Annotated in this window: 18 protein-coding genes; 2 read left to right on the forward strand and 16 right to left on the reverse strand. The window is 56.2% G+C overall.

From position 1 onward, the window contains the following. Positions 1-66 precede the first annotated feature (66 nt). The 10 genes from C8N30_RS12055 to C8N30_RS12100 all read right to left on the reverse strand — a co-directional run bounded on the left by C8N30_RS12055 (position 67) and on the right by C8N30_RS12100 (position 8,449). Positions 67-1,038: an ABC transporter permease gene (locus tag C8N30_RS12055; RefSeq protein WP_025061227.1), complete on the reverse strand. Its 972-nt coding sequence runs from the start codon at positions 1,036-1,038 to the stop codon at positions 67-69. Positions 1,039-1,041: 3 nt separating this feature from the next. Further along, positions 1,042-2,163, reverse strand: a complete 1,122-nt coding sequence (locus C8N30_RS12060) for an ABC transporter permease (RefSeq protein WP_025061228.1) — start codon at positions 2,161-2,163, stop codon at positions 1,042-1,044. Further along, positions 2,164-3,762: an ABC transporter ATP-binding protein gene (locus tag C8N30_RS12065; protein WP_025061229.1), complete on the reverse strand. Its 1,599-nt coding sequence runs from the start codon at positions 3,760-3,762 to the stop codon at positions 2,164-2,166. It lies immediately after the preceding gene. A 109-nt stretch (positions 3,763-3,871) separates the two neighbouring features. Continuing rightward, on the reverse strand, positions 3,872-4,867 hold the full coding sequence (locus C8N30_RS12070; protein ID WP_025061230.1) for a BMP family lipoprotein: 996 nt from the start codon (positions 4,865-4,867) through the stop codon (positions 3,872-3,874). A 146-nt stretch (positions 4,868-5,013) separates the two neighbouring features. Continuing rightward, the gene (locus tag C8N30_RS12075) at positions 5,014-5,430 is read right to left on the reverse strand and encodes a GNAT family N-acetyltransferase (protein WP_025061231.1); all 417 of its coding nucleotides are present in this window, start codon (positions 5,428-5,430) and stop codon (positions 5,014-5,016) included. Further along, positions 5,427-6,032 (reverse strand): tRNA (adenosine(37)-N6)-threonylcarbamoyltransferase complex dimerization subunit type 1 TsaB, encoded by a 606-nt coding sequence (gene tsaB, locus C8N30_RS12080; protein WP_025061232.1) that lies wholly within the window; start codon positions 6,030-6,032, stop codon positions 5,427-5,429. The genes C8N30_RS12075 and tsaB overlap by 4 nt, the downstream gene beginning before the upstream one ends. 9 nt (positions 6,033-6,041) lie before the next feature. After that, entirely contained in the window at positions 6,042-6,602 is a 561-nt protein-coding gene (locus C8N30_RS12085) for a NifU family protein (RefSeq protein WP_025061233.1), read from the reverse strand. A 103-nt stretch (positions 6,603-6,705) separates the two neighbouring features. Next, the gene (locus C8N30_RS12090; RefSeq protein WP_025061234.1) at positions 6,706-7,161 is read right to left on the reverse strand and encodes a universal stress protein; all 456 of its coding nucleotides are present in this window, start codon (positions 7,159-7,161) and stop codon (positions 6,706-6,708) included. A gap of 149 nt (positions 7,162-7,310) precedes the next feature. After that, the gene (locus C8N30_RS12095) at positions 7,311-8,189 is read right to left on the reverse strand and encodes a branched-chain amino acid aminotransferase (RefSeq protein WP_025061235.1); all 879 of its coding nucleotides are present in this window, start codon (positions 8,187-8,189) and stop codon (positions 7,311-7,313) included. A 29-nt stretch (positions 8,190-8,218) separates the two neighbouring features. Further along, positions 8,219-8,449 carry a hypothetical protein gene (locus C8N30_RS12100; RefSeq protein ID WP_025061236.1) on the reverse strand — a complete coding sequence of 77 codons (231 nt, stop codon included), beginning with the start codon at positions 8,447-8,449 and terminating at the stop codon, positions 8,219-8,221. Between the two features lie 179 nt (positions 8,450-8,628). Here C8N30_RS12100 and C8N30_RS12105 point away from each other — a divergent pair, with 179 nt between their 5' ends. Next, positions 8,629-9,348, forward strand: a complete 720-nt coding sequence (locus C8N30_RS12105; RefSeq protein ID WP_025061237.1) for a M48 family metallopeptidase — start codon at positions 8,629-8,631, stop codon at positions 9,346-9,348. 174 nt (positions 9,349-9,522) lie between these two features. Next, positions 9,523-9,882: a YigZ family protein gene (locus C8N30_RS12110; RefSeq protein ID WP_198021466.1), complete on the forward strand. Its 360-nt coding sequence runs from the start codon at positions 9,523-9,525 to the stop codon at positions 9,880-9,882. A gap of 26 nt (positions 9,883-9,908) precedes the next feature. Here the strand turns inward: C8N30_RS12110 and C8N30_RS12115 are convergent, their stop codons facing one another. From C8N30_RS12115 to C8N30_RS12140, 6 genes are all read right to left on the reverse strand, one after another. After that, positions 9,909-10,295 (reverse strand): thiol-disulfide oxidoreductase DCC family protein, encoded by a 387-nt coding sequence (locus C8N30_RS12115; protein ID WP_025061239.1) that lies wholly within the window; start codon positions 10,293-10,295, stop codon positions 9,909-9,911. A 37-nt stretch (positions 10,296-10,332) separates the two neighbouring features. Further along, the gene (locus tag C8N30_RS12120; RefSeq protein ID WP_232222780.1) at positions 10,333-10,689 is read right to left on the reverse strand and encodes a hypothetical protein; all 357 of its coding nucleotides are present in this window, start codon (positions 10,687-10,689) and stop codon (positions 10,333-10,335) included. 284 nt (positions 10,690-10,973) lie between these two features. Further along, positions 10,974-12,344, reverse strand: a complete 1,371-nt coding sequence (gene rimO, locus C8N30_RS12125; RefSeq protein ID WP_025061240.1) for a 30S ribosomal protein S12 methylthiotransferase RimO — start codon at positions 12,342-12,344, stop codon at positions 10,974-10,976. Positions 12,345-12,708: 364 nt separating this feature from the next. Then, positions 12,709-13,233: a YHS domain-containing (seleno)protein gene (locus C8N30_RS12130; protein WP_025061241.1), complete on the reverse strand. Its 525-nt coding sequence runs from the start codon at positions 13,231-13,233 to the stop codon at positions 12,709-12,711. 125 nt (positions 13,234-13,358) lie between these two features. Beyond that, positions 13,359-14,144, reverse strand: a complete 786-nt coding sequence (locus tag C8N30_RS12135; RefSeq protein ID WP_025061242.1) for an SseB family protein — start codon at positions 14,142-14,144, stop codon at positions 13,359-13,361. Further along, a complete protein-coding gene (locus C8N30_RS12140) occupies positions 14,141-14,725 on the reverse strand; it encodes a uracil-DNA glycosylase family protein (RefSeq protein WP_025061243.1) in 585 nt (194 codons plus the stop codon). The genes C8N30_RS12135 and C8N30_RS12140 overlap by 4 nt, the downstream gene beginning before the upstream one ends. Positions 14,726-14,841 lie beyond the last annotated feature (116 nt).

The raw sequence follows: 14,841 nt of genomic DNA on the forward strand, positions 1-14,841 counted from the left end.
TAGGCTGCGGTGCTTTCAAAATCAATGATCTAACATAGAGGACTTATAAATCGGGGTCATCTGGCCTTATCTTTCTTTGACATAAGGCTCCCCTCCCGCGCGGGGCGGAATGGCTTTGCCCACAAAACCTGCGAGGATGATCACGGTCATGACATAGGGAAGGGCGGCAAGGAGCTGACCCTGTACTTTCATACCGATGACCTGTTCAATGATGTCGGGGCGCGTTTCGAGCGCGCCAAATAGACCGAAAAGCAAGGTTGCATAAAGCGCGTGCCATGGCCGCCATTTGGCAAAAATAAGCGCGGCGAGGGCGATGAAGCCGCGCCCTGCCGACATATCCTTTACGAAGCCGGCCTGAAGTGCAGTGCTTAGATAAGCCCCTGCGATGCCGCACAAGATGCCACAGATCCCAACAGCGGCAAAACGCAGCCCGACAACGGAGACACCGGCGGTATCGACCGCTGCGGGGTTTTCGCCAACAGCCCGCAAGCGCAGACCGAAGCGCGTCCGGAACAACAGCCACCATGTGAACGGGACGGCAGCAAAGGCGATATAAACAAGGATCGAATGGCCCGAGATCAGCTCGTAATAAAGCGGACCAAGTATCGGCACATTTTGCAGCGAGTCGGCAAACGGCAGGGTGATCGGCTCGAACCGGCCCTTCCCGATGAGCGAGGGTGTCCGCCCCCCCTGTTTGAACCACGCTTGGGCGATTAAAACAGTCAGGCCTGCCGCGAGAAAATTAATCGCAACACCCGAGATAAGCTGGTTTCCCCTAAAGGTAATCGAAGCGATACCGTGGATTGCGCTGAGAGCCAGCGATGCACCTATACCCGCCAGAAGGCCGATCCAGACGTTGCCGGTCATCGCAGCAATTGCTGCAGAGAAAAACGCAGCGGCAAGCATTTTACCTTCGAGCCCGATATCAAAAATTCCCGCACGCTCTGAATACAGGCCCGCAAGACAGGCCAGAAGTAGGGGCGTGGCAAGCCGCACGGTGGAATCCAGCAGTTGGATCAGAGTGAGATACATATCCATAGCTCAGACCTCCTTGCGTTCAGGCTTGGGCTCGCTGCGGCGCAGTCGGGCAGCAAGAAAGATCCGCTCGAGTGGCATGCGTACCATATTATCGAGCGCTCCGGTGAACAGGATCACCAGGGCCTGGATCACCACGATCAACTCGCGTGGGATTGAAGTCCAGAGTGCAAGCTCAGCACCACCCTGATAGAGAAACCCGAACAGGATTGCCGCGATGAAAACCCCCAATGGATGCGAGCGCCCCATCAGTGCTACAGCGATACCGATAAATCCTGCCCCCTCGACGGAATTTAGTACCAGACGCTCGGCTTCGCCCATCACATTGTTAATGGCCATCATTCCGGCGAGCGCACCAGAAATTACCATAGTGACCATAATGATTTTGACCGGTGGCATTCCCGCATATCTCGCGGCGGATTCAGAATTTCCAAAGCTGCGGATCTCGTAGCCCAGCCTCGTGCGCCAGATCAGGAACCATAAAAATACGCAAGCAGCGACCGCCACCAAAAGCGAGACATTCGCGGGCGCGGCGCGGGAAAACTCTATCCCGATCGGAGCCAACATATCATGCAAGGTGGGCAGGTGGACTGTCTCGGGAAACCGCTCCGTGGCGGGGTCCATGGATCCTTTTGGGCGGAGCATGTTCACAAGAACATAGTTAAGCAGCGAGGCGGCGATGAAATTGAACATGATCGTCGTGATTACGATGTGGCTGCCACGCTTGGCCTGAAGATAGGCGGGGATGGCAGCCCATGCCGCCCCGAAGAGACCTGCTGCAACGGCTGCCCCCACCAACGCCAGAGACCAGTGTGGCCACGGAATATAGAGGCAGGCAAGTGCGACACCAAGGCCTCCCAGCGCAGCCTGACCCTCGCCGCCTATGTTGAACAGACGAGCGTGAAACGCGATGGAAACCGCCAACCCCGTGAACATGAAGTTAGTCGCGTAATACAGGGTGTAGCCCCAACCATAAGTCGAGCCGAGGGCTCCTGTGACCATCATTTTAACAGCCGCTACAGGGTCCTCACCTATGGCAAGGATAACCAGCGCCGATAATACAGCGGCGAGAAAAAGCGATATGAGCGGCACGAGGATCACCTCTGCCCACTTTGGCATCAAATCCATCTATTTCGCCTCCCCGTCGCCCGCATGTGCAAGGTTATGCTCTATCTCCGCCACGCTGTGGGGCGCATCGGTATCGGTAATCCCCGCCATCAGCAGGCCCAACTCTTTTTCGTTTGTGTGCGCGGGTAACCGTTCGCCCATAATATTACCGTCGAACATTACGGCGATCCGATCACTCAGGGCCATGATCTCGTCCAGCTCGACACTGACCAGCAGCACGGCCTTGCCCTTGTCACGCAGGGCAATGATCTGCTGGTGGATAAATTCGATTGCGCCGATATCAACGCCGCGTGTGGGTTGTCCTATGAGAAGGAGATCCGGATTCCGTTCGATCTCGCGGGCCAGTACGATCTTTTGCTGGTTGCCGCCGGAGAAGTTTTTAGCGCTGAGCTTGGGATCTGGCGGGCGCACGTCGAACCGCGCCATTTTACCTTCCGTGTCCTCGCGGATGGCCGCATTATTCATCAAGATACCCGAGCGGTAGGCCGGATCATGGTGATAGCCGAATGCTACGTTTTCCCATGCAGAGAATTCCATGATCAGCCCCTCGCGTTGGCGGTCTTCGGGAACATGGGCTATGCCGCGGGCGCGGCGCGACTGTCCATCCGAATATTTACCTGTGAGGTCCAGCGGCTGGCCGTTGACGATGACACTGCCCGTACCATCGGCATAGCCACCCAAGACCTCCAGCAGCTCAGACTGGCCGTTGCCTGCGACACCTGCGATGCCCAGCACTTCGCCCGCGCGGACCTGCAGACTGATCCCCTTAAGACGCTCTACGCCTTTGTCGTCGTGTACGCGCAGATCTTTCACGTCCAGCACCACCTCTTTGGGTTGGGCAGGGGTTTTGTCGACACGCAGCAGTACTTTACGACCCACCATCAGCTCGGCTAGTTCTGCAGGGGATGTCTCCGAGGTTTTGACTGTCGCCGTCATCTCGCCGCGGCGCATTACGCTGACGGTGTCGGTTGTGTCCATAATCTCGCGCAATTTATGGGTGATCAGAATGATCGTTTTCCCTTCAGCGCGCAGGCGGCTCAAGATGCGGAACAACTGGTCGGCTTCTGCAGGTGTCAGCACCCCTGTAGGCTCGTCCAGAATAAGAATATCGGCCTGACGGTACAGCGCCTTGAGGATCTCGACGCGCTGTTGCATGCCTACGCCAATGTCCTGAATGAGAGCGTCCGGCTCAACGTTCAGGCCATAATCGGCGGCAAGTTCCAACAACGTGCGCCGCGCCTTGGCGATAGAGGGTTTGAGCCATCGACCATCCTCGGCTCCCAGAATGATATTTTCGAGCACCGTGAAATTCTCGACCAGCTTAAAATGCTGGAACACCATCCCGATTCCTGCCGCAATCGCGGCCTGACTGTCGGGGATCTGGGTTTTCTTGCCCTTGATGAAAATTTCGCCTCGGTCCGCTTTGTAGAACCCGTAGAGGATCGACATCAGGGTGGATTTTCCTGCGCCATTCTCTCCGATAATGCCGTGAATTGTACCCGGCATTACGCGTATTGAAATATCCTTGTTGGCCTGCACGGGACCAAAAGCTTTGGAAATGCCTTTGAGTTCGATCGCGGGGGCGGAATTTGCGGTCATGCGGGTGCATCCTTCACGCCTGAACACAGCTTTTGCTGCCAACAGGGAGTTTTAATAGAATGGGGCCGCGCTGAATTGTCAACGCGGCCCCGTCTTCTTGTGGAGCGCTTTAGAATGTCAGCGCTGGGCAGCTGTCATCGGACATGTAGTCATGAACCATCAGCTCACCGGAAGTGATTTTTGCCGCAGCATCATCGACCATGGCCTGCATATCAGCGCTCACCAGATCGGCGTTGTTCTCGTCGATCGCATAGCCGACACCGCCATTTGCGATGCCCATGACATTAAATCCTTTTTCCATACCAGGACCGTCGGTAAATGCCTCATATACAGCGTTGTCGACGCGTTTGAGCATCGACGTCAGAACCTTGCCGGGGTGTAGATAGTTCTGGTTTGAGTCCACTCCGATCGACAGGATGGATTCGTCAGCGGCAGTTTGCAAAACGCCAACACCTGTGCCGCCTGCTGCGGCGAATACGACATCCGAACCCTGGCTGATCTGCGCCTTTGTCAGCTCCGAGCCTTTTACAGGATCATTCCACGCGGCGGGTGTTGTGCCTGTCATATTCGCGACCACGTTGATGTCCGCGTTTACCGCTTTTGCGCCTTGGGCGTAGCCGCAAGCAAATTTACGAATGAGCGGGATGTCCATGCCTCCGATAAAGCTGACAGTGCCGGTTTTCGACGCTTGGGCAGCCAGCATGCCAACGAGGTAGGATCCTTCATGTTCGTTAAATACGACGGAACGGACGTTTGGCTGCTCTACGACCATGTCGATGATCACGAAATCGGTCTCGGGATAGTCTTGTGCGACCTGACCCAACGCATCACCAAACGCAAAACCCGTCATAACAATTGGGTTGGAACCAGCTTCAGCAAAGCGACGCAGTGCCTGCTCGCGCTGAGCTTCTGACTGAAGCTCGATCTCGCGGAATGTCTCGCCTGTCTCTTCTGCCCAACGCTGCGCGCCAGCGAATGCTGCCTCGTTAAATGATTTGTCGAACTTGCCACCCAGATCAAAGATCAGGGCAGGCTCTGCTAATGCGGCACCGGCACTAAGGGCGGTAGCAGCAGCAGCGCCAAGGAATTTGGTCATGAGGGTCATAGGTCTCTCCCAGTTTTATATCATTGGGGCGGCGGCACTTCCGGCCCGCGCCCAGAACCGTGCGAGGCACGGTGCTGGCCAAATAGTCGGCGGGGACGCGTGTGGGGTCAACCTGATTCGGGCTTGGCCGTGCCTTGGGGCGGGCGTTAACCTTGCGTAAGTGGGCGGTTCATTATCAATGCATCTACCGAAGGTGAATCCTTGCGCGAATAATAGGCTTTTCGCAGGCCGCAATTGGCGAAGCCATGCTTTTCATAGAGATTTATGGCTGCATAATTATCTGCTGAAACTTCGAGAAACGCAGTGTCGGCAGATGTCTGCGCGGCGTTGATCCACTGCGCCATCAAATCCCGTGCGATACCGCGCCGCTGGTACGCAGGACTGACCGCAAGGGTCAATAATTCTGATTCTCCCGCCACCGTGCGCGTGAGGGCAAAACCGCCCATTACGGTAAAGGCCGCGATGTAAGGCTGCGCGAGCAGCGAGGTCAGTTCCGCTAAGCTCCATCCACGCTCCTTCACAAAGGCCGCATGATGGATCAGGGACATCTCGGTTGGAGTCACGGAATGATCTGCGGTGGTGTATCGCGTGCCGGAGCGGCATCGGCCGCACGCAGATAAAGCGGGGCGGGCGGCTGCTGGTGCTCCGTCAAACGCGTGGCGGCGATGCGGGCGATGGCCTCTGCTACGCTATGCTTCGGGGCAATGCCGAAAGCACCGATAACAGGCAGGTTTTCGGGCAGTTCTGCAAGCGGGATAAGAACAGGCGCAGGCAGATGCTCAGTGTGAAAGCCCTGCGCGAACACCATGTCGCGACGCGCGTCAACGGTACACAGACACGGTCCCTGCGCACCAAGGTGCAGGGCATCGAATGCATTTACGCCTACCGCAGGAATGCCAAGGCCCAATCCAAGACCGCGCGCAGCCGATACTGCGATGCGGATGCCAGTAAAGTTTCCCGGGCCAACGCCCACACCGATCGCACCGAGCTGGCCCATACGGAGGCCGGATTGCGCCAAAAGCTCTTGAGCGAGAACAAGCAGTCTTTCTGCCTGACCTTTTGCCATAGGCTCGACCGCGCTTGCGATAACATTGTCACCACAAACAATCGCCGCCGCACAATGTGCAGCGGCGGTATCGAACGCGAGGATTAACGGTTTTGTCACGCCGCCGCCTTAGGCAACAGGGCGTACTTCGGTCACTTCGGGGATATAGTGACGGAGCAGGTTTTCGATGCCCATTTTCAACGTGAGTGTCGAGGAGGGGCAGCCGGCGCAAGCGCCCTGCATATGCAAGTATACAACCCCACGGTCAAATCCGTGAAACGTGATGTCACCACCATCTTGTGCAACAGCAGGCCGCACACGGCTATCAAGCAATTCTTTGATCTGGCCTACGATTACGCCGTCCTCTCCGGTATGCTCGGCATGGCCGGAGGTGGCTTTGTGGTCTGCGCCCATTACAGGCTGGCCGGACTGGAAATGCTCCATGATCGCACCGAGCAAGCTTGGCTTGAGGTGGTCCCACTCCATTTCATCGGATTTTGTGATTGTTACGAAATCAATGCCAAAGAAAACGCCCGTTACGCCATCGACCGCGAACAGGCGCGTGGCCAGTGGAGAAGTCGTGGCTGTCTCGGCGGTCGGGAAATCTGCGGTGCCCATGTCCAGCACGTTCTGGCCAGGCAGGAACTTGAGCGTTGCGGGGTTCGGGGTGGATTCTGTTTGGATAAACATGGTGCGATCTCTCCATCGGGGTTACCCAAGATATGCGGATGCGGCGCCGGGATGTCAAGGGATTGGAACGATTCTAAACTGGGTTGGGGTGGCTAAAAGGGCCTCAGGTTATCGCCTCGAGCCTCTCCTTGCTCAGATCCCCCGGCACGATTGTAATTGGTACCGGTAAGCTGCCCGAATTTCGGCTTAGTTGCGTGACCAGCGGGCCAGGCCCTTTGCCATCTGTACCTGCGCCGAGAACCAGAACGCCAATATCCTTGTTTTCCTTGATCCGCGCCATAATTTCATCGAACGGCTGGCCTTCCCGAATGACAAGTTCCGGCTCTACACCTTGACGGTCACGCATCCATTTTGCGAAAACCTCGAAGTGGACCTCTATCCGCTCGCGTGCTTCCTCGCGCATGATATCACCTACACCGATCCAGTGATTGAACTCTTCGGGTGGAATAACGGCCAAAACCTCGACTCCACCACCGGTTTTGGAGGCGCGCATCGCGGCAAAGCGCATTGCGCTCAGGCATTCGCGGCTGTCATCGAGGACCACAAGAAACTTGCGCATGATATTCTCCCTGTTGCGGGGGAGATCATGGCGTGTGGCTGCGTGGCTTGCAATTGACTTTTATAGGTCCAGTAGGGTCAAGGGGCTTAGCATGGGCGTTTTCAACAACGCATTGGCATTTTCCGCAGGCAAATGTTGTGCTGCTTCCATTAGGCCTTTTGGGATGCGGCCCAATCCCAATACATTTCCCGCACACGTTGGGTAATCGGATTGCCATTACCGCCAACCTGATATTTTGTATCGTCAAAAGCCGAGATTGGGGTGACTTTCATCATATTTCCCGTAAGGAAAACCTCGTCCGCGCTATGGAAATCGTCAAAGCTCAGCACGCTTTCGTGAACGCGCAATCCATCGGCGCGCATGTTATCCATATGGCGTGCGCGGGTTATACCGGCAAGGAAGGTGCCGTTTGGCACAGGTGTAAACACCTCGCCGTCGCGGACCATAAACACATTGGCCGAGGCCGTCTCGGCCACATTGCCGATGGCGTCTGCGACTAGCGCATTATTGAAACCTTTGCTGCGCGCTTCGGCCATCATGCGGGCGTTGTTGGGGTAAAGGCAGCCAGCTTTCGCGTTTACTACGTTATCCTCAAGAACAGGACGGCGGAAACGCGTGCGCGTTAGAGTTGCGGCAGATTCTGGCGGTGCCATGGGGATCTGTTCGAGGGAGATGGCAAAGCCGGTGGCATCCTTGAGCGGAACAATACCCAACTCGTCACCCGCCAGCGCCCAATACATTGGTCGGATATAGACGGCAGCATCCTTCGGGTAGGATGCCAGACCATCGCGCACCATCGCCACCATATCTTCGGTCTTAACGGTCGGAGTTATCATCAGCGCCTCTGCGGAGCGGTTAATGCGGGCGCAATGAGCCTCCAGATCGGGTGCCAGACCGTCGAACATGCGCGCGCCGTCAAACACCGTTGTACCCAGCCACGCGCCGTGATCGGCAGCCTTCATCACACTCAGATCACCATCATGCCATGTGCCCTCAAAATACGTTCGGATGTTTGTGCCAGTGGCCATAGTGTCTGTCCTGTAGATCCGTGCGTGCCTCAGGGCGCGCTGTGATAGATGCCTTCTGGCAGGTTGAGTGCGGCTGCCAGATCCCGCAACTGGTTCGGCGACAGCGTAATTTTGCGTACGCTGTCGGTCTCCGCATCCCATTGCTCGAGGGTAATCATAGTGTCAAATGCGCTCAGCGTCACATCCTCGCGCAGGGGAGTTATCCCCTCGTCTACAAGGGTGATTACGGTTGCGTCAAATTCATGCTCAATGGTAAACATGGAACAGTTCTAACGGATCGGCGCCGACGTGCAAGTATTGCTCTACAAGGGGAGGGGCGTATTTGTGCGGGTAATCCGCTGACACTTGTGTGATCGGGCTGGCCCTAATGGCAAGGCGTGCTAAAATGGACTTATACTCGCATTTCGCACTCCCTGCTATTTCCTAGAAGGACCTTTTGATGTTTACGCGCGCTTTAGCTGCCTTGGGTCTGATCGCGGGCCTGTCCGCCTGTGAGGTCGTGCCTGTATATCCATCGGGATCTTCCCCTGCAGGCGCGCCATCCCCGAGTCAGACACTATCCCCCGGCGCCCGTGAAAACGCGCGCAGTTTTGTCCGCGTGGTAAGTACCGTCGAACCTGTAGCCGAGCGGGAGTGTCGTGCCCGCACCCAGAATGTGAATTGCGATTTCAATATTGTCGTTGACGATAAGCCGGGCGAACCCGCAAATGCCTATCAGACCGTGGATCGCCAAGGCCGCCCGATTATCGCTTTCACGCTGGCCTTGATCGATGACGCACGCAACGACGACGAGCTGGCTTTTGTCATGGGACACGAGGCTGCGCACCACATCGCGGGCCATATCAATCGACAGCAGCAAAATGCGGTTGCAGGCGCTGTGATTTTTGCCGGACTTGCAACGCTCAGTGGTGGCGATGCCAGCGCTGTCCGCTCCGCGCAGGAGCTGGGCGCACAGGTCGGCGCGCGGAGTTATTCCAAAGAGTTCGAGCTGGAAGCCGATGCGCTGGGTACGATCATTACAAAAACTGCAGGCTATGACCCATTGCGCGGGGCCGAATTCTTCACCCGCATTCCCGATCCCGGTGACAAGTTTTTGGGGACCCACCCCCCCAATGCGTCCCGTCTAGAGACTGTACGCAGGACCGCGGCAGGGTTATAACCCGCTTCGGGCCTTTCCTATGAGGGTTTGAACTAGAGCGGTTAATAGGGTCGGTGTTCCGAGTGCATTTTTCAGGAGCGGAGCAAAGCTGAGAGCTGTGGCACAAACCCATCTGGTCTTTATCCGCAGACCTGTGCATGTGAACGAAGGATTAATCCGGTAGGGCGGTACTTTATGTTGAAAAAACTTGGGATTATCCTGACAGATAAAGGCAGCAAATATGCTGTGTCTGGTTGTCCTGTTTCCGATACCGAGGAAATTGAGGCCGCTCTCAAAACGCTGAAATCTGAAAAAGCTTATGCAAAAGCCACGCATAACACCTGGGGCGCGTTATTGGACAAGGATACGCCTCTTAAATCAGATGATGGCGAGAGTGGTGCGGGGATGGTCATCCTTCGAATGCTGGAGCGCGAAGGCCTGACCGGACATCTGATTGTAGTTACGCGCTGGTATGGTGGCAAACATTTAGGCGGTGACAGATTCCGTCACGTTCAATCTTGCGTGCGCTCCTATCTAGAAACGCTTTGCAAATAGGTCGTGAACAATTTCAGCTATTGCCGTCAAATATTATCTTTGGCCCTTCGATTTTGGCGTGCCACATGCAATCGGTACAAAAGCGGAGCAAGAACATAATCATAAAGTGCGCAAGCAGCACCGTGGATCACTGGCAAATTTGCCAGACGGGCAAGCCAGCGCATCTGGGGTATTTCGCGCCAAAGCAAAATGAATGCAGGAATCCCCGAAGTGATCACACCACTTTTTCGTACGTGCAGCCGTTTTGCCGCGTCTTGTTGCGTTATGCCCCAGTCGGCCAACCTGTCGGCATCAGCCAGATCGTCATAAGAAATCGGTAATGCCTGTTTTGCACTTATGCGGGCGTACTGGTTAACTTCCCGGCTGCAAATCGGGCAGTCGCCATTATAGAGGACTTCGGTTTTATCTGTCATGCTATATAAATAGTATCACGGGGCGACGCGACCAGCCCTAGCGCGGCTTATTCCCGTCAATCCACCGCGACATGAGGCCACGGTCCTTGAAGCACTCTGGCGGTACTTGAGTGCGTTTGAGCCGCGCAATGCGTTCGGCAAAGCCTACCTGCTTGGAGGAAGGATAATCATTGAACGCTGAAGGTGCGGGTTTGTGCGCATCGATCCATTTGGAAAGCCGGGCACGGTCCTGAATAATGCCAACCGGCAATTTCGACTTTGTTTTTTCTGCGAGTGATAGCGCGTAATCGATCTGCTTTTGTGTGGCAGGAACGGGCGTGGGCAGAGGTAGCTCGGCCTGCACCGCAAGCGGTGCCGTGTCAAAGAGATCTGGAAATGTTGTTTGATACGACATGGGATGCTCCCTGTTCTTTTTCTAACTATAACATAGAACATAGGGGGAACATATCAAGGGTTAGTTAACGGAACATCCATAAGCGCATTGTTCGCAGGCCGGTCAGCCCCGGCCACGCCATTTGAAATTCGGAAAAAAGCAGAGGTATTTGTGCACGTCCGCAGCGCATGCGCGCAGGTGACGGCGTATTACCGGTGTTATAACCACTTGAGATAAAGGCGGGCGCGAAGCTCCGTATTCGTGGGCGGAACTGATGAGGGGCAAGGCATAGTTTCAGCCAGTTTTCAAACAACCCGCCCCCACAGATCATATTCGCCTGCTTCCTCGACCTCGACGGTTACGATATCGCCCACTGACAGGTTCTCGAAGCCCTCGTCGATAAACAGGTTCCCGTCGATTTCCGGCGCGTCTGCTTTGGTGCGGCAGGTCGCGGCATCTGCGTCGATTTCATCGATAATCACATCCATGCGCTTACCGACCTTGGCATGTAGTTTCGCTTCGGAGATTGCCTGCGCCTTTTCCATAAACCGGTTCCAGCGGTCTTGCTTGACCTCTGCATCTACATGGTCGGGCAATGCGTTTGAGCGCGCGCCAGCGACGTTTTCGTATTGGAAACATCCCACGCGATCGAGTTGCGCCTCGTCCATCCAGTCCAGCAGAGTCTGGAACTCTGCCTCCGTCTCGCCCGGGTAGCCGACGATAAAGGTAGAGCGTAGCGTAATGTCAGGGCAAACATCGCGCCATGCTGCGATCTCGTCGAGAGTCTTGGACGCGGCAGCAGGCCGTGCCATCCGTTTAAGTACGTCCGGATGCGCGTGCTGAAAAGGAATATCGAGGTACGGGAGTACAAGACCATCTGCCATCAGCGGGATCAGCTGTCGCACATGGGGGTAGGGATAGACGTAGTGCAGGCGCACCCATGCGCCCAGTGATCCCAGATCACGGGCCAGATCGGTGATATGTGCACGATGCCCGCGGTCCTCCGCATGTTTGATGTCGACACCATAAGCCGACGTATCTTGGGAGATGACCAGCAGCTCCTTCACGCCATTCTCGACCAGTTTCTCGGCTTCGCGCAGGACTGCGTGCGCTGGACGGCTTTGCAATTTTCCACGCATGTCTGGAATGATGCAAAATTTGCACTTGTGATTACAGCCCTCAGATATCTTCAGGTAGCTGAAATGCCGTGGCGTGAGCGAGACACCGGAAGCGGGCAGTAGATCGATAAATGGATCTGGAGACGGAGGCACGGCAAGGTGCACGGCGTCCAGAACCTGCTCGTATTGGTGCGGGCCCGTCACTGCGAGGATACGGGGGTGATGCTCGCGGATGTAATCAGGCTCGGCGCCCAAGCACCCTGTGACGATCACGCGTCCGTTTTCAGTGAGAGCTTCGCCAATGGCATCAAGGCTCTCGGCCTTGGCGCTGTCCAGAAAGCCACAAGTGTTCACAATGACCGCATCCGCACCTGCATAATCGGGGGAAATCGCATAGCCTTCGGCCCGCAGACGGGTCAGAATCCGTTCGCTATCGACCAAAGCTTTGGGGCAGCCAAGGCTGACCATACCAATGGTGGGCTGGCCAGTGCGCTTTGGCTCGGAGAACTTTGCGCGGGGGGCCAGATCTGGGCGGAGGTTTGGTGGGTTTGTGCTCATGCCAGCGCTATAATCTACACAAGCGGTATCGGCAATTGCTCAGAATTAACTGATGGGCGATCCCGCAGTCAGCAGGCAGGCCCTGCGCCTCATCCGAGCATGCTTTCGGGACATCGATAATATCTACATAAGGTGCAGCATGGAGGTTTTTGCCCAGCCCACAAGACCGGATGCAGCGTGGATAAATCAGGTCGGTCGACGCACCGTGCCTTGGCCAACACCTACAGCTTTTGAACAAACTCGGGATCATGTATCCTGTTCTGTTCAGGCAGTTGGACAAAGCCTCCCCCCCCGCCAGCAACCAGAACGCCCGATGTAATATTGCGGGTTCTGGCGGAAAGGAGGGGAGGCTATTGCGCGCCAATTAGCCTTGCGGCGCAGCTGAGGACCACTGTGGAATGGTAGCGTCCGAGGCAGGCTGTGGATCAAGGCTGGGCCAGTTGCCGGTGGATAGGTTGATGTTTGCAGGGATGTCCTCTTCCCAGAACCCCACTACATTTTTGGTAATGTTCAGATAGAGCTTGTCATCGATTATGCGCCAAAGTGTCGGGTTACCGGGGACCTTGCCCCCCTTTGCTACGCCATAAGCGCAATGGCCGTCATATTGAGGCACGTATTTGGCGGGGTTTGCTGTGAATGCATCGCGATTTTCCTCGGAGGAGAAAGCAAAGGTTGCTCCGTTATGTTCAGCGGTGATCGATTTGTTCCCCTCTACGGGCGCGGGTTGTGTCTGCCCAACAGGATTTTGTGGCAGCGAGAAATAAGCGACAACGTCATAGCCCGAGACGGCAAAGCCGGTCTCGTCGATGAATTGCTCGCCTGCAAATGCCTGGTTGGCAAAACTGAGCGCGGTTGCAGCAGCGGCAATAGAGAGGACAAAGCGGTTCATGGTAGTCTCCAGTTGAGGGATTTCTCCCTGAACCTAGGAGGCAGTTTATACCTTTGCATCTCGCATTTACGTGACCTCTCGCACGCGTGAAGCCAGCATAAGCGCAGCGTGAAAATACTGCTGGATTATTTCAAAATAGGCGGTGCGCCTGCGTCTGCGCCCGGCATGCGCGGAGTTTTTTGTAATGTTTCCATCTGCGGCAAATCAAACCGCAGCCCGACTTTCATCAACTTTGTGACAGCCGCATCGCCGTGGTTGAAGAAACCCACATCCATCGCGCCCGCCTCGATGCCTGAGAATGTAAGCGCTTCGGAGGCTGCGCGCACTAACGCATCGCGCGCCCGTGGGATCGCGTCGATAAACGCCAGCAAATGACCGCGCCCGCCACCCTCATAGGAAACGCCGACAAGCCAAGCATTGGCCGCCATCCCTGTAGCTGTGGCGAGTTTGGCATCGATGGCCTCGATGAGGGATTCGGGCAGTCCCTTGGGGGGAAGCACGCTCTCGATCTTTGCCTCGACCTGTGCGGCCGTATGCGTCAACGTCTCGCGCAGCCACGCCACGGCAGTATCGGGCAACAAGATTGCAGAAGGTGCTACCTCGATATTGAGGGCAATGCCGAGAGGCTGTCCCTCCAGCATCGCCGCCACATTGCGCCCTGACAGCGCGACATAGGCGCCCGCTTCGCCGGCGTATTGCGCAAGGCGTTGGGCTCGGTCAAAGGCCAGCAAATATTGCGCGCCTTCCGTTTCAAGGACGCGCGGGTTGATCTGATCTCCGTCGGGTTCGTTTTCCAGCAGCAGATAAAGTTCTGCATCTGCCATCCTTTCATAGAATCGCAGGCGCATCCTGTCATCATCAGGGGCGGCCATCATCGCGGCATGCGCGGCGTCGAGCGGAGTATCGGTCATGTCATCACCTGTGAAATGGCGGCCTGCAAACGGGGGATTACTTCCTCCTCGAACCACGGATTTTTCTTGAGCCAACCCGTATTGCGCCATGAGGGATGTGGCAAGGCATAGGTGCCTTTTGGGTGGCTATCCCAGTCGCGCACAGCCTGGGTAACAGTTTTAAAGTCTGGAAGATGATAGCGCATGGCATGGCCGCCAATAAGAACGGTCAATCGCACATCGGGTACTGTCGCAAGTGCGTCGCGGCGCCACGTCTTTGCGCATACAGGCGGCGGCGGCAGATCACTTCCTTTGGCATCATAACCCGGAAAGCAGAAGGCCATGGGGATGATTGCCACGCGGCTGCGGTCATAAAACGCCTTTTCGTCAAGCCCGAGCCATTGGCGCAGCCGCACCCCTGACGCATCCCAGAAAGGCGTGTTTGCCCTGTGCACTTTCATCCCAGGCGCTTGTGACGCAATCAACAGCCGTGCCTCTGGCTGAAACCAGATCACAGGATTGGGCCGATGGGCCGTGGCGGTTCTGGCAAAGCGGTCGGCGCAAAGGGTACAGGCAGCAATCTCAGGGCGAATATCAGTCATGCCCCCTTAGGTAAGGCCGCGCAGCAGGTTGCCAAGTGGTAAGTATCAGGTATGGCAAAAGCAGTACTTCGCCGTCAAAAGACCGGGCGGGCCTGTTGGGATATGGCGGGTCAGGT

This window comes from Sulfitobacter guttiformis, assembly GCF_003610455.1.
GTDB lineage: Bacteria > Pseudomonadota > Alphaproteobacteria > Rhodobacterales > Rhodobacteraceae > Sulfitobacter > Sulfitobacter guttiformis.

Excerpts from the sequence above, each read along its gene's own strand:
- C8N30_RS12090 (WP_025061234.1), bottom strand. The coding sequence starts at position 7,161 with ATGCGCAAGTTTCTTGTGGTCCTCGATGACAGCCGCGAATGCCTGAGC.
- C8N30_RS12060 (WP_025061228.1), bottom strand. The coding sequence starts at position 2,163 with ATGGATTTGATGCCAAAGTGGGCAGAGGTGATCCTCGTGCCGCTCATA.
- C8N30_RS12070 (WP_025061230.1), bottom strand. The coding sequence starts at position 4,867 with ATGACCCTCATGACCAAATTCCTTGGCGCTGCTGCTGCTACCGCCCTT.
- C8N30_RS12065 (WP_025061229.1), bottom strand. The coding sequence starts at position 3,762 with ATGACCGCAAATTCCGCCCCCGCGATCGAACTCAAAGGCATTTCCAAA.
- C8N30_RS12055 (WP_025061227.1), bottom strand. The coding sequence starts at position 1,038 with ATGGATATGTATCTCACTCTGATCCAACTGCTGGATTCCACCGTGCGG.
- C8N30_RS12120 (WP_232222780.1), bottom strand. The coding sequence starts at position 10,689 with ATGTCGTATCAAACAACATTTCCAGATCTCTTTGACACGGCACCGCTT.
- C8N30_RS12140 (WP_025061243.1), bottom strand. The coding sequence starts at position 14,725 with ATGACTGATATTCGCCCTGAGATTGCTGCCTGTACCCTTTGCGCCGAC.
- C8N30_RS12110 (WP_198021466.1), top strand. The coding sequence starts at position 9,523 with ATGTTGAAAAAACTTGGGATTATCCTGACAGATAAAGGCAGCAAATAT.
- C8N30_RS12115 (WP_025061239.1), bottom strand. The coding sequence starts at position 10,295 with ATGACAGATAAAACCGAAGTCCTCTATAATGGCGACTGCCCGATTTGC.
- C8N30_RS12105 (WP_025061237.1), top strand. The coding sequence starts at position 8,629 with ATGTTTACGCGCGCTTTAGCTGCCTTGGGTCTGATCGCGGGCCTGTCC.
- C8N30_RS12130 (WP_025061241.1), bottom strand. The coding sequence starts at position 13,233 with ATGAACCGCTTTGTCCTCTCTATTGCCGCTGCTGCAACCGCGCTCAGT.
- rimO (WP_025061240.1), bottom strand. The coding sequence starts at position 12,344 with ATGAGCACAAACCCACCAAACCTCCGCCCAGATCTGGCCCCCCGCGCA.
- C8N30_RS12085 (WP_025061233.1), bottom strand. The coding sequence starts at position 6,602 with ATGTTTATCCAAACAGAATCCACCCCGAACCCCGCAACGCTCAAGTTC.
- C8N30_RS12135 (WP_025061242.1), bottom strand. The coding sequence starts at position 14,144 with ATGACCGATACTCCGCTCGACGCCGCGCATGCCGCGATGATGGCCGCC.
- C8N30_RS12095 (WP_025061235.1), bottom strand. The coding sequence starts at position 8,189 with ATGGCCACTGGCACAAACATCCGAACGTATTTTGAGGGCACATGGCAT.
- C8N30_RS12100 (WP_025061236.1), bottom strand. The coding sequence starts at position 8,449 with ATGTTTACCATTGAGCATGAATTTGACGCAACCGTAATCACCCTTGTA.